Below are 12,322 nucleotides of genomic sequence, written 5' to 3' on the forward strand. Positions count from 1 at the left end.
AAGAACTGAGCACTTCTGCACTTGTCTGATCAGGCTTTCTTCACGGTGTCGATGCCGCCCTTCATGTAGAAGTTGGCTTCGGGGACGCTGTCGTGCTTGCCGTCGAGGATCTCGGCGAAGCCTTTGATGGTGTCGCTGACTTTGACGTATTCGCCTTTGGTGCCGGTGAAGATTTCGGCGACGTGGAAGGGCTGGGAGAGGAAGCGCTGGAGCTTACGAGCGCGGAAGACGGTGAGCTTGTCTTCTTCGCTGAGTTCGTCCATGCCGAGAATGGCGATGATGTCCTGGAGGTCTTTGTAGCGCTGAAGGACGCGCTGCACACCACGGGCGACGCGGTAGTGCTCTTCACCGACGATTTCAGGCGCGAGGGCCTTGGACACGGAGGCAAGAGGATCGACGGCAGGGTAGATGCCCAGCTCGGCGAGGGAACGCTCAAGCACGACGGTGGAGTCAAGGTGAGCGAAGGTGTTGGCCGGGGCGGGGTCAGTCAAGTCATCGGCAGGGACGTACACGGCCTGGAAGGAGGTGATGGAACCGGTCTTCGTGGAGGTGATTCGCTCCTGCATCTGACCCATTTCCGCGGCGAGGGTGGGCTGGTAACCCACGGCGGAAGGCGTGCGGCCCAGAAGGGCGGACACTTCGGAACCGGCCTGGGAGAAACGGAAGACGTTATCGACGAAGAAGAGCACGTCCTGGTTCTTTTCGTCGCGGAAGTACTCGGCCATGGAGAGGGCGGAGAGGGCGACGCGGAGACGGGCACCGGGAGGCTCGTTCATCTGGCCGTACACGAGGGCCACTTTGGAGCCGGGCTCGCTGATGTAGCCACCCTGCTCGTTCTTCACGATGTCGTGACCGTTCTTCTTCACCTTGATGACGTCGGACTCGATCATTTCGTGGTAAAGGTCGTTCCCTTCACGAAATACGCTCGCCCACGCCGGCGAACACGGAGTAACCACCGTGGCCTTTGGCGATGTTGTTGATGAGCTCCATGATGACGACGGTCTTGCCGACGCCAGCACCACCGAAGGCGCCAACTTTACCACCCTTGGTGAAGGGGCAGATGAGGTCGATGACCTTGATGCCGGTTTCGAGGATCTGAGCGGATGGATTCTGGTCCACGAGAGCAGGAGCGGCGCGGTGGATAGCGTAGCGCTTCTCGGTGACAGGGGCGGCTTGGTCATCGCAGGCGTCGCCGGTGACATTGAAGATACGGCCGAGCACTTCTTCGCCGACAGGAACGGTGATCGGGCCGCCGGTGTCGAGAGCGTCCATGCCGCGCTTGAGACCTTCGGTGGAAATCATGGCGATGGAGCGGACCCAGCCGTCTCCGAGATGGCTCTGCACTTCGCAGGTGAGGCGTGCGGGCTTGCCGACCTGCTCGAAGTTGATTTCGAGGGCGTTGTAGATGGCCGGAAGCTTGCCGGAGGCGGAGAAATCCACGTCCACGACGGGACCGATGACTTGGACGATTTTGCCGATGTTGCTCATGTTAGGTGATTTGAAATTTGAATGTGAAACTTGGGATTACTCCAGAGCCATCTTGGCTGTCGTGATTTCGAGGAGTTCGTTGGTGATCGCGGCCTGGCGGAGCTTGTTGTACTCGAGGCTGAGGTCTTTGATCATCTGCTTGGCGTTGTCGGTGGCGTTCTTCATGGCCACCATGCGGCTGGAGTGCTCGCTGGCGCGGGATTCGAGCACCATTTGATACACGGTGTCGTTCACATACTGCGGAAGGACGGTCTCAAAGACGACAGCGGCGCTGGGCTCAAAGGTGTACTCAGTTGTAGCAGTCGCGGTCTCGATCTGCGGGGCGAAATCACGCTTGCCGCCGAGTGTCACTGGATTGACGGGCAGGATCTGCTCGACGGTGGGGACGACGGTGACGGTGTTGATGAAGTTGTTGAAGACGACGAGCACCTTCTTGTACTCGCCTGAGAGGAATTTTTCCTGCACGAATCGGCCAACACCACGCACCTCGGCGAATTTGGCGGGGTCTTTGATGGGGAAATCGGCCAGCAGGTGGCGGCGAAGGCGGTTGATGGCCTGGACGCCTTTTTTGCCGATGGTGACGTAATCCACGTCTTCGGTGCCGAAATCGGTCGTGATGAGCTTTTTGAAGAGATTCGTGTTCAGGGCTCCGCAGAGGCCTTTGTCACTGGAGACGAGCAAAACGAGGATTTTACCGCCTTTTCCTTCGCTGAAGAAGGGGTGGAGGCCTTCTTCGGCTTTCTCCTTCAGATTGACGAGAATCTTGTTCAGCATCTCGGCGTAGTGACGGCCGTTGGCGGCCTGATCCTGCGCTTTTTTCATCTTCGCGGCCGCGACGAGCTGCATGGCCTTGGTGATCTGGGCCGTGTTTTTGACCGATTTGATTCGGCGTCGGATGTCGCGTGTAGATGGCATGGAGCGGAGAGCAGAGGGCTAAGGGCGGAGTGCCGAAAACTTATTTCCAGGACGCTTTGAAGTCGTCGAGGGCGGATTTGAGGCCTTCTTCGACCTTGTCGAGGGCCTTCTCATTGGCGAGCTGGCCCATGAGGTCGGCTTTGCGGGTATTAAGGTAGTCTTCGAGCTTGGCCTGGAATTCCTTCACGCGATCGACGGCGACGCTGTCGAAGTAGCCTTTCTGCATCGCGTAAAGCGTGCTGACCATGATGGGGAGGCTCTTCGGTTGATACTGCTGCTGCTTGAAGAGTTCCACGATGCGAGCACCGCGGTCGAGCTTGGCTTTCGTGCCGGCGTCGAGGTCAGAACCGAACTGGGCGAAGGCGGCGAGCTCGCGGAACTGCGCGAGGTCGAGCTTCGTGGTGCCGGAGACCTTCTTGATGGCCTTCGTCTGCGCGGCGGAACCCACGCGGGAGACGGAAAGACCGACGGAGATGGCGGGGCGGATGCCTTGGTAGAAAAGGTCGGTTTCGAGGAAGATCTGGCCGTCGGTGATGGAGATCACGTTCGTCGGGATGTAGGCGGACACGTCACCGGCCTGCGTTTCGATGATGGGCAGAGCGGTCATGGAGCCGCCGCCGTAGTTTTCGCTGACGCGGCAGGAACGCTCGAGAAGGCGGGAGTGGAGATAGAACACGTCACCCGGATAGGCTTCACGACCGGAGGGGCGCTTCAGGATGAGGGACACCTGGCGGTAGGCGACGGCCTGCTTGGAAAGGTCATCAAAGACGATCAGCACGTCCTGGCCCTGATCCATGAACCACTCACCAATGGCGCAACCGGCATACGGAGCGAGGTACTGGTTCACCGCAGAGTCGGAAGCGGAGGCGGAGACGATGGTGGTGTATTCCATCGCGCCGGCGTCTTCGAGGGTCTTCACGACGCGGGCAATGTTGGACTGCTTCTGGCCGATGGCGACGTAGATGCAGTAGAGGGGCTTGTGACCCTGGAGCTTGCCCTGCTCGGCAGCTTTGTTTTGCTGCGCCTGGGAAATGATGGTGTCCACGGCGATGGTGGTCTTGCCGGTGGAGCGGTCACCGATGATCAACTCACGCTGACCACGGCCAATCGGGATCATGGCGTCGATGGCCATGATGCCGGTCTGCACGGGGACGGACACGGACTTACGGGCGATGATGCCAGGGGCGAGCTTTTCGACGGGATACTGGGTTTCACCCTTGATCTCGCCTTTGCCGTCGATGGCCTGACCGAGGGCGTTCACGACGCGGCCGAGGAGCGATTTGCCGACGGGCACGGAGAGGAGGCGGCCGGTGGTCTTGACTTCGTCGCCCGCCTTGACGTTTTCACCGGAGCCGAGAAGCACGCAGCCGACTTCGGTTTCTTCGAGGTTCAGGGCGAGGCCATAGACGCCGCCGGGGAACTCGATCATCTCATTGAGCATGACATCGCTGAGGCCTTCAATCTTGGCGGCGCCGTCGCCGATTTCACGGACGATGCCCACATTGGACTTCGTGACGGCGGTCTTGAGGCCGGCGATTTGGGATTCGATTTCCTGGAGGATGTTGCTCATCTGTTTTTTGATTTAGGATTTAAGATTTTTGATTTGGATCGTGAATTAGGCCGCGAGTGAGTTCGCGAGGCCTTCGAGACGGGCCTTCACGCTGCCGTCCCAGACGTCGGAGCCGACTTTGACGCGGATGCCACCGAGGAGCTCGGGGTTCACGCTGAAGTCGAGGGTGAGCTGGCGACCGTATTTCTTGGAAAGGCTGGCCTGGAGCTCGGATTGCGTGGCGGGGGCCAAAGCGGAGGCGCTTTCGACCTGCGCACGCTGGCGATCGACCTCATTCGCCACGAGGCGGGAGAAGGCATCGAGCATGCCGATGTAGCCACGCGGCTTGCTGCTAGCGATGCCGGATACCACCGTACGAACGCGGGACTCGTCGAGCTTCCCTTCCACCATGCAGGCGCGGAAGAGCTGACGGGAGGTGCGGCGGGCTTCCTTGGAGATTTTCATCGGAGCAGTTCTCGGTTCGCAGTTCTCAGTGCGCGGTTAAGCGGAGACTTGGGCGGCGGTTTCTTGGTTGAGACGAGCTTGATCGTCGGAATTGAGCACCTTGCCGGTCACGCGGCTGGTAGCGTCGGCGACCATGCGGCCGAATTCGCGCTTCAACTGGGACATGAGCTGCTCTTTTTCGAGTTCGGCGGCCTCACGGGCCTTGGCGAGGATGGAATTGGCGCTGGCGACGGCGTCCTGCTGACGGCGTTCCTGGAGAGCCTTGGAGGCTTCATCGGCTTCCTTCACGAGGCGGGCTGCATCAGCCTCCGCCTTGTCGAGGATGGCCTGGGAGTTCTTAGCGGCGTCCGCCGCGTCTTTGGTGATCTTTTCGAGCTTCGCTTCACCATCAGCGATGCGCTGACGACGCTGCTCCAGCATGCCGAGGATGGGGCCGAAGGCGTATTTCTTGAGAATCGAGAAGACGATCCAGAAGATGATCACCTGGGCGAAGAACTTGGGCCAGGCGAGGCCGAATTTCTCGACAAGCGCGTCAACTTTGCCGGCGGCAAGGATGGTGGGCAAGCTGGTGATCATAGGTGGAGCGAAATGGATCTGGAAACGAACGAAAAGGAGAGGGAGAAAGGGTGGTGGCGGATCACGCGGAGTGACCCGCCACCGGGAAGGCAAGAATTACAGACCGCCGAGGTAGGCGATAATGCCGAGACCTTCAGCTAGGGCCATGGCGATAATGCCGAGGGTCAGGATGTTACCGAAAGCGCCTGGGTTGCGACCGACGGCTTCCACAGCCTTGGAGCCGACCATACCGACGCCGATGGCGGCGCCAGCACCACCGAGGGCCATCGTGAGGTTGCCAGTGAGGCCAGAGGCGGCAGGGGCTGCGTGAGCGGCGGCTTCTTGGGCCATGGAGAGGAGTTCCATTGTCATAGTAGTTTTATTGAGTTGGGTGTTGGTGTTGTGTCGTCTGCGTCCACACGTTGCGCATGGTCCCGCAGGCAAATTCAGAGATTAATGATGATCGTCACCTTCCTCATGACCGTGATCGTCATGCGTGGTGGAAAGCTGGATGTAAACCGAGCAAAGGAGGGTGAACACGATGGCCTGGAGCAGACCGACGAGCAGCTCCATGAAGTAGAAGGGAAGCGGAAGCGCCACGCTGCCGAGGAAGCTCATCACCGGGCCCTTGGAGTTCATCATGTCGCTCATGATGTGGAGCACGTTTTCACCAGCGAAAATGTTCCCAAAGAGACGAATCGAGAGCGTCACCGGACGGATCACGATGGAGACGATTTCGATCACGCCGACGAACATGAACACAAGCGCCACGATCAGCCCCATCACGCCCTTCAGGCCACCTTTGGGGCCGAAAGTGTGAACGATGAAGCCCCAAATACCGATTTCTTTGATGGTAAGGAAGAGCCAGACAAGGAAAGCGGAGAGAGCGATACCAGCCGTAGCATTCAAGTCAGCCGTCGGCGGACGCAGAAGCGGGTCGTGAGCGGCTTTCACGGACAGAAAGCCCGTCGATTCACCCCAGCCGATGGTGCCGACGCCCGGAAGCAGGCCGAACCAGTTCGAAACGAGGATGTAGATGAAAAGGGTGCCGAGCAGCGGGAAGGCCAGCTTCGCCTGCTTTTCGCCGACGATGTTCACCACTTGGCCGTAGAGGAACTCGATGATGAACTCAAAGAAGTTCTGCGCCTTGTGCGGGATGAGCGACATGTTCTTCGTCGCCTTACGGGCGAACCAGAGGACGATCCCGAGCACGCAAAGCGCCACGAGCGTCGAATTGGTCAAGAAAGCTAACAGGCCGTCCTTTGCGAACAACTCTGCCGCCTTGCTGCTCACGTTGGCGAGCACGGGGGAGAAAAAGCTGGTCGGTTCAGGCAAGTGCATGGTGGTACGAAAAGGCTGTCCCTGGCGGTGGGAGCCGCGCACTTAGCCACCGTCAACCTGACCGGCAAGCCCTTTTGTGAAATTTTTCACAAGGCCCCTCTGAAACGCCCAAAGGGTCACCCATGTGATTCCTGGGCCAAGGAGGCCGAGATGCCCCAGAGCCCTGCATTTCGGCCCAGACTCCCCCGCCAGCTTTTGGGGCCATTTCTGCTCTTTTAGAGGGTCTTTTGGCCAAAAACCCTCCTCTCTTGGACTTCGAGCCTCTTCTTGATGAATGAGACATCGCGAGGACTCGATCTCCTCACGCACGGGCCCGCTCCAGTGCCGCAGCGATCTCCTTTTCGATCACCGGCAGCGGATTGAGCAACTCCAGCGGGTTTTCGACGGGCGTGACCTCATTCGTGCGCGGTTCCCAGTTCACCGGGCCGAAGCGGCAGGGGGCGGGATTGCCGGTGAGGATGTGCATGCCGGCATCGTCCTTGTCGAAGTGCCAAAACTCGAAGGGGAAGTGGATGAAGCCGTGCTTTTCCATCATCGCGCAGATGTCCAGCCGCGTGGCGACATGCTCCGGCGCGACAAACGGCGAGCGCATGGGCGTGTGCTCGCTCATCTCGAGGTAGGGAAAGCCTCGCCAGACCTCCGTGCCGTCGTCTCGACGGAATACGGAGATGTCGATGGCGGAGCCGGACATGTGCGCACCGATCTTTGGCATGTTTGCGGTGAGCACGATGGCGCGGCGGAACATCATCTCCGGCGTCGGAATCTGCCCGCCGAGCTCCCACATGGTCTTTTTGAGCACGTTGTCGAACACCGACGGCTTCCGCACGAGCTGCCGCTGCATGTCGAGCGAGCGAAACGCGTCCTCGATCTTCAAGATCCACCCGCGCTCGTTCATCTCGCGGCCGATGCTGATGACATCACGCACCAAACTCTGCCGCAGGAAATAAACGCGGTCGAGATCGCCCGCGATCTTCGTCGTGGAGAACAGCATCTCCACGCCTGCAGCCGCTGCGGCATCGGGGATCGAGGCAAAGCGCTCGCCGCATTCCTTCACTGGAAACTCGATGAGCTTCTGCACGATGGCATAACCCGCCTCCATCTGCTCAGTCCAGTAGGCGCGGCGGGCTTGGTCGTCGGGGAGCATGTGGGAGTTAGTGAGTGAGGAGGCAGGCATAAACGTCTGATTGCAAAAGCATCTTCCGCCATCATCTTCCCTGCGTGAAATCCACCCTGGCCCCCAAGTCCCGCACCAAACGTGCAAGCCGTATCCCGGCTCCCGTGTTTGATCAGTTCCGCCAGGCTTGCGAAAAAAAGGGCGCGGACCGCTCATGGAGCGCCGCTGATCTCGTTCGTGATTTGCGCAAAGGACGCTGATCCTCGTCATGCACTTTGCGAATGCCAGCTTTCTCGTCTCAGCCTTCCTGGGCGATGCGAATGGCTCCAAAGCGTGGAAGTGGTGGGCTTCCAGCAAGGCGGTTTTGCATGTGAGCCGCCTCGTGCTGCTGGAAGCAGAAAATGCCATCCGCTGCAGTGTGTTTCAGCATGCAGTCGCCCAACAGGATTCGATTGACGCTTTGCATCTGCTCAAACGCGCCCTCGCTGACGGTGTCCTCGTCCGGCGTGAGGTCTCCAGCGCTCGGCTTTACCCCGCAGCACAACGCATCTGCATGCGCCACACCGGTCCTGACACTTTTGGCACCATGGACATCATTCACGTCGCTTGTGCCGTGGAGCTTGGGGTCACCCATCTCGTCAGCTTTGATCGCTCCCAACGCAAACTGGCCATTGCAGAGGGCTTGGTTGCCTGCCCGTGATGCCCGCCCTTGCAGGGAAAACTTTGGGCTGTTTGAAACTGCACGGGAGGAGGCTCCGCACATGCGCCAGATGAAGGCGTTTTTCGTTCACCAGCTGACTTCAGCGACAGCAGGCTGCCGCTATCCATGTAGCTCTAGTCGTTTGACAACAATGAGCCTGCAAAGAATACCAAGACATGGGAATGGACTCAGTCGAGCTTGTTATGTCCTTCGAGGAGGAGTTTGGGATCTGCATTCCCGACTCCGCCGCAGAGAAAATGCGGACACCGCAGCATGTGATCGACTTTGTTGTGCAAGAGAGACGTCGAGTGCAACACCTCGACACTCGAACGATACTGGTGAATGCATTCGCAGGCCTGGGATACAAGCAGGTGCCAGCGGACAAAAGCCTCAATGAGCTGTTTGCCGACCACCGCATCAGCCATTGGAAAGAGCTGGGGAAGCGGCTCGCACCATTCTCGATTCCACGGAATATCCCGCACGGCCCAGGCGGCAAGGTGGCCGGATGGTCCTTCCTAGCCGGGGTGGTTTGTCTTTTCGCCGGTCAGTGGATGCTGGCGGCTCTCTGCATGGTGGCGTTTCTCGGAGGCTGGATTTGGGCAGATCGAACCTATAGGATTCCCGAGAGTGTGGATACTTTGGAGAAGTTGGCAGCTCATCTCACATGTCCTGTTCCTGAGTCTGAGGTTGCCAGCAAAGTAAAACAAATCGTCATGGAGCAGTTGGGACTCAAGGAGGAGGCCTATGGAGAGGATAAGCGGTTCATTGAAGACTTTGGCATCGATTGATGGCCCCGCTCACTCAAACACGATCTCGCCCATCACGCTTGTGTCTTCCATGCGGGTGCTGGTGAGTGAGGAGGACCAAATCGCACGGTCCACCTGCTCACGCGGTAAAGCATGGTTGCGGCCGAAGTTGGCTTTCCAGGTGATGCCTTTGGTTGGGGGTTCGACGCCGAGGGTTTTGAAGGGAATCACGAGGTGGGCGTGCCAGCGCTTCGTTTTCGCATCGACGCGGGTTTCGCTGGTCCAGTCGCCATTCCAGGTGGGGTCGTCTTTGCTGTGGCGGGGGTCCATGACGTCGGTGATGCGGCCGTTGAGGGCGTCGTATCGGCTGGCGGCGTTGGCGCCTTGGGTGAAGCGGTAGAAGAGTGGTTGGGCGGGGTTCGGGGCGAGGTAGAGGTCGATGGCTTCTTGGTTGGTGAGGATGCGGTCGCGGTTGAAGGCGGTGAACTTGGTTTCATCGCCGAGCGTGGCTTCGGCGCGGAGGTGGAGGGCGTTTTCGTCGTAGAGGAGGCGGATCGTCGTCGGACGCGGCAGCGTGTGAAGGGGCGGTAGGAGCGTGAGTTCGTGCGCGGCGGCGGTTTGCCACTCGGGGCTGTCGAGCGTGAGTTTGGCGGTCGTTTTGGCGATGGTAAGCTTTTTAAGGCCGGGCGGCGGAGCGTGGCGCATGGCTTTCGTGTCCCAGTTGAAGCAAGTGTTGGCATAAGGCTCCTGGTAGCCGTCGTGGGCGAGTTGCAGGTGCTTCGCGTCGTGGCCGGGAAAGGGGAAGAGGATGTGGTTCCACTCCTTTTGATGCCCTTTGGCGTAAAGCGTGGCGATGAAGGCGTTTCGCGCGTCGATGGCATCGAGTAGGCGATGCAGCGACGGTTGATCCGGTGCCATCTGCCAGGCCTGATGCAGGTGCACGACCTTCGCGAAGTGCTTCAGGTAATCAAACTCGGCGCGGACGAGTGCGAGGCGTGTTTTGATCTTCGGCGTGCGGGCGAGTTGCTCGGACTGCGCGAGGTGGCCCTCCATCGCGGCGAGCACGCGCGGCGTGTAGAGGAAGGCGATGAGCTGAAACGGGTCCTGCACCGTCTTGCGTCCGCGAGCATCGGTGGGCAGCGGCTTGTAGGTCCACACATCCGTGCGCGTGCCGATGTGGTCGGAGTAGAGCGCGATGGCGTGATACAGCTCGTCATAAAAGGCACGCATGTAGAAGGCGATGCTCTTGTCCGGGAACGCGCCCTCGCAGAACTCGGGGATGAGGTCCTTCGCGTGGTTGTTCGCCGGATCATCAAACATGCGGCCCATGGTGTAATACACCGGCCCTTCGAGGCCAAAGAGCTGGCCGGGGCCGTCGCGATACAGCGACTGGATGCGTGCGGCGGCGAGCCTTTGCACCTGCAGCTCGATGTAGCCCGGCGTGCGCATCGGCGTGTAGCGCCTGCCGAGATTCGGGCACCAATTGTAAACGTAGCCGGTGAAGCCGCGCGGCACCTCGATGCCCCGCCACGGGGCGATGTCTTCCTCGTTCGTGCCGGTGAGCATGATGCAGGTGTTCGCGGGAAATTGGTTAAACGTCTTCGGCGGCTGTGCGGTGAGGATGTAGCTCATCATCGTGATCTGCCCGTCGGGATGCGATTTCTCCACGCGCTGCGCCACCTCGCGGTTGAAGATCCAGATCTTCTCCGACCAGTCCTTGCCCGTGCCGTAGAGCGCCTCGCATTTCTCGCACTGGCACTCGCGGAAACCATCCGGCTGACCGAGATCGACGCTGTCAAAGCCGCGTTCCAGGTGCGAAACGAGGTCGCGGTAGATGCGCTCCTGCACGTCGGGATTCGACAGGCAATACTGCCCGTTGCCCTCCGGCTTCAAACGCGATCCGCTGATCAGCGCGAAGTATTCCGGATGCTCCGCAAACAACTCCGCCGGCACCGCTCGCTCCCACGTGTGCCCGCCGAACTGCTCATCCACGCGCGGGAAGCGATTGTGCGCGAGATCGTAAAACGAAGCGCCCGCCGGATGCGCCGAGTTCACGCGCAGCAGCGGCGTCTTCGTCACGTTCAGCGTGTCCGGCACCGTGATCGTCTTCATCGGCAGAAACTCGATGGCTGGCGACGCCATGAGGTCGATCTTCGCCGCGCCGCTCACCGGCGTGTAGCCCGGCAGGTCGGGATACAGAAAGCGCACGCCGAGAAACTCCCGCGCAAAATCCACCGCCGCCTTCGCCGTGCCCACGCGATCCCAGTTCGGCCTCCGCGCATTCTCCACCTTCGCCTTCGATGCCTGATCATTCCCCGCGAGGATCACATCCCGCCCCACCACCCGCTGCACATAGCTCCAATCCCGCAGCTTCGTGACCTCCACGCCATTCTTCTGCGCCAAAACCGTGTTCCCGAGCATCAACGCCGGTTTGGAAGCATCCCGCTCCTTTTCACGCACGACCACGATCTCCGCCTTGTTCGCCAAAAACGCCGTCTGGAGCAATCGAGCCGTCTGCTGAAGACTCGCGTCGATGGCCGGAGTCGGCACCGCATCCGGCAGGACGATCTGGTAGTCCGTCTTGCCCGCGTCGAGCAAGGTGAGGTCAGCGGCGGTCGCGGCGGTGAGGGTCAGGAAGAGCGCGAGGAGGGGTTTCATGTGGGGAAATGAAACGTAGGGAGAGGAGTGGGTCTGTTATATTTTGAAGGCAGAGCACTTGGGCCATACCGAAGATGTGCTGAATCACGGCTAGATAGTGGTTAAACGACAGCCCATGAGCTTCATCATTGCTAGTAGCAATTCGCTTTGAAGGGCGGCTGGTGTAGCTTACGGCTCATTACCTACCCACCTGTAGCCGTTCGCAAGACCAGCATCACCAACGATAAAAGTACCTTTATCATCGTTTAAAACGGCTTTGAGCAGCCATCCTGCGTCTTTGGCTGCTGCAGCAACAGCGCTCGGGTCATTCTTCCCCTGAAGAGAATGCTTCTCAAAAAGCGGATAAAGTGGTGTGCCGCTCCATTCAAAATTTTCGCCACCAACAAGATCTCGAAGTGCAAACTGTTCGTCACTACGGTTCTTCACCCAGCAATACACGGCTCCTTGGAGGAACGAGCGCATTTGAACGATTTGTTCTGCGGAAACTCCGGTAACGGAGCGAATTTCTGAGGGCGGCAAGAGAGGCATAAGCTGATTTAGATGTCTAAGCGCAGGTGGCGCATAGACAAAGTGGCGGCCCGAGCCTGATAAGGATTAGCACTTGGCACGGCGGGTTCCAGCGCAAACCAATTTACTACCCCACAAGCTCTCTGGCGGTTGCTCGCTGCATGGCTGACCCGATTTACCCTCCAAGCTGATTTAGTCTATCTTCATCTTCTTTTATCCACTGGTCGAGCCGCTCTAACTGTTCTTCGATGTCAGTAATTTTGGTCTCCGCCTCGGACAGCCAG

General features: G+C 59.4%; 12 protein-coding genes and 1 pseudogene. 3 read left to right on the forward strand and 10 right to left on the reverse strand.

Going from position 1 to position 12,322, the window contains the following annotated elements; genetic code table 11:
- Positions 1-29: 29 nt before the first annotated feature.
- The 8 genes and pseudogenes from atpD to IPK32_22630 all read right to left on the reverse strand — a co-directional run bounded on the left by atpD (position 30) and on the right by IPK32_22630 (position 7,457).
- Positions 30-1,488, reverse strand: a pseudogene (atpD, locus tag IPK32_22595) (F0F1 ATP synthase subunit beta).
- A 36-nt stretch (positions 1,489-1,524) separates the two neighbouring features.
- Entirely contained in the window at positions 1,525-2,403 is an 879-nt protein-coding gene (gene atpG / locus IPK32_22600; protein MBK8094679.1) for an ATP synthase F1 subunit gamma, read from the reverse strand.
- Positions 2,404-2,443: 40 nt separating this feature from the next.
- Positions 2,444-3,973 carry a F0F1 ATP synthase subunit alpha gene (locus IPK32_22605; GenBank protein MBK8094680.1) on the reverse strand — a complete coding sequence of 510 codons (1,530 nt, stop codon included), beginning with the start codon at positions 3,971-3,973 and terminating at the stop codon, positions 2,444-2,446.
- Between the two features lie 45 nt (positions 3,974-4,018).
- Positions 4,019-4,417, reverse strand: a complete 399-nt coding sequence (gene atpH / locus IPK32_22610) for an ATP synthase F1 subunit delta (protein ID MBK8094681.1) — start codon at positions 4,415-4,417, stop codon at positions 4,019-4,021.
- 36 nt (positions 4,418-4,453) lie between these two features.
- Positions 4,454-4,993 (reverse strand): F0F1 ATP synthase subunit B, encoded by a 540-nt coding sequence (gene atpF / locus IPK32_22615; GenBank protein MBK8094682.1) that lies wholly within the window; start codon positions 4,991-4,993, stop codon positions 4,454-4,456.
- Positions 4,994-5,089: 96 nt separating this feature from the next.
- On the reverse strand, positions 5,090-5,338 hold the full coding sequence (locus tag IPK32_22620) for an ATPase (GenBank protein ID MBK8094683.1): 249 nt from the start codon (positions 5,336-5,338) through the stop codon (positions 5,090-5,092).
- 87 nt (positions 5,339-5,425) lie between these two features.
- Positions 5,426-6,313: a F0F1 ATP synthase subunit A gene (gene atpB / locus IPK32_22625; protein MBK8094684.1), complete on the reverse strand. Its 888-nt coding sequence runs from the start codon at positions 6,311-6,313 to the stop codon at positions 5,426-5,428.
- A gap of 301 nt (positions 6,314-6,614) precedes the next feature.
- Entirely contained in the window at positions 6,615-7,457 is an 843-nt protein-coding gene (locus IPK32_22630; GenBank protein MBK8094685.1) for a hypothetical protein, read from the reverse strand.
- Between the two features lie 74 nt (positions 7,458-7,531).
- Here IPK32_22630 and IPK32_22635 point away from each other — a divergent pair, with 74 nt between their 5' ends.
- From IPK32_22635 to IPK32_22645, 3 genes are all read left to right on the forward strand, one after another.
- Positions 7,532-7,687, forward strand: a complete 156-nt coding sequence (locus IPK32_22635) for a hypothetical protein (protein ID MBK8094686.1) — start codon at positions 7,532-7,534, stop codon at positions 7,685-7,687.
- An 8-nt stretch (positions 7,688-7,695) separates the two neighbouring features.
- A complete protein-coding gene (locus IPK32_22640) occupies positions 7,696-8,127 on the forward strand; it encodes a PIN domain-containing protein (GenBank protein MBK8094687.1) in 432 nt (143 codons plus the stop codon).
- Positions 8,128-8,330: 203 nt separating this feature from the next.
- The gene (locus IPK32_22645; protein ID MBK8094688.1) at positions 8,331-8,915 is read left to right on the forward strand and encodes a hypothetical protein; all 585 of its coding nucleotides are present in this window, start codon (positions 8,331-8,333) and stop codon (positions 8,913-8,915) included.
- A 9-nt stretch (positions 8,916-8,924) separates the two neighbouring features.
- Here IPK32_22645 and IPK32_22650 read toward each other — a convergent pair whose 3' ends face one another.
- The gene (locus tag IPK32_22650; protein MBK8094689.1) at positions 8,925-11,531 is read right to left on the reverse strand and encodes a DUF4838 domain-containing protein; all 2,607 of its coding nucleotides are present in this window, start codon (positions 11,529-11,531) and stop codon (positions 8,925-8,927) included.
- A gap of 168 nt (positions 11,532-11,699) precedes the next feature.
- A complete protein-coding gene (locus IPK32_22655; protein ID MBK8094690.1) occupies positions 11,700-12,059 on the reverse strand; it encodes a hypothetical protein in 360 nt (119 codons plus the stop codon).
- Positions 12,060-12,322 lie beyond the last annotated feature (263 nt).

Source organism: Verrucomicrobiaceae bacterium (genome assembly GCA_016713035.1).
GTDB lineage: Bacteria > Verrucomicrobiota > Verrucomicrobiia > Verrucomicrobiales > Verrucomicrobiaceae > Prosthecobacter.

Excerpts from the sequence above, each read along its gene's own strand:
- atpG (MBK8094679.1), bottom strand. The coding sequence starts at position 2,403 with ATGCCATCTACACGCGACATCCGACGCCGAATCAAATCGGTCAAAAAC.
- IPK32_22605 (MBK8094680.1), bottom strand. The coding sequence starts at position 3,973 with ATGAGCAACATCCTCCAGGAAATCGAATCCCAAATCGCCGGCCTCAAG.
- atpH (MBK8094681.1), bottom strand. The coding sequence starts at position 4,417 with ATGAAAATCTCCAAGGAAGCCCGCCGCACCTCCCGTCAGCTCTTCCGC.
- atpF (MBK8094682.1), bottom strand. The coding sequence starts at position 4,993 with ATGATCACCAGCTTGCCCACCATCCTTGCCGCCGGCAAAGTTGACGCG.
- IPK32_22620 (MBK8094683.1), bottom strand. The coding sequence starts at position 5,338 with ATGGAACTCCTCTCCATGGCCCAAGAAGCCGCCGCTCACGCAGCCCCT.
- atpB (MBK8094684.1), bottom strand. The coding sequence starts at position 6,313 with ATGCACTTGCCTGAACCGACCAGCTTTTTCTCCCCCGTGCTCGCCAAC.
- IPK32_22630 (MBK8094685.1), bottom strand. The coding sequence starts at position 7,457 with ATGCTCCCCGACGACCAAGCCCGCCGCGCCTACTGGACTGAGCAGATG.
- IPK32_22640 (MBK8094687.1), top strand. The coding sequence starts at position 7,696 with ATGCACTTTGCGAATGCCAGCTTTCTCGTCTCAGCCTTCCTGGGCGAT.
- IPK32_22645 (MBK8094688.1), top strand. The coding sequence starts at position 8,331 with ATGTCCTTCGAGGAGGAGTTTGGGATCTGCATTCCCGACTCCGCCGCA.
- IPK32_22650 (MBK8094689.1), bottom strand. The coding sequence starts at position 11,531 with ATGAAACCCCTCCTCGCGCTCTTCCTGACCCTCACCGCCGCGACCGCC.
- IPK32_22655 (MBK8094690.1), bottom strand. The coding sequence starts at position 12,059 with ATGCCTCTCTTGCCGCCCTCAGAAATTCGCTCCGTTACCGGAGTTTCC.